Here is a 216-nt window from a genome sequence, read left to right as displayed (position 1 = left end):
CAAGTATCTCTAAAAAGGCGGCAGGTGCTTTGATCCCCATTCTTTTTCCTAACCGGGTTTTGTTCAGCCCCTTGTAGTTCATCCATTCCGCATATACTTCATTGCCTTCGGAAAGAATGTCATTAGCAAGTTTGTTATGCATCATTTTCCTTGCAGCTGCTATTTTCCGGCAAATCTCCTTTAACTCATATAGAGTCTTCCAATAGCGTTTGGAGC

1 pseudogene is annotated in these 216 nt (G+C 42.1%); it reads right to left on the bottom strand.

The features are described from left to right. A pseudogene (locus FS666_RS20005) lies at nucleotides 1-216 on the bottom strand (RNA-guided endonuclease TnpB family protein); the annotation flags it as partial.

Source organism: Siminovitchia fortis (assembly GCF_007681465.1).
In the GTDB taxonomy this organism is placed as follows: Bacteria; Bacillota; Bacilli; order Bacillales; family Bacillaceae_C; genus Siminovitchia; species Siminovitchia fortis.
The sequence above is the reverse complement of the archived record's forward strand: the minus strand, read 5'-3'. Positions and strand labels throughout refer to the sequence as shown.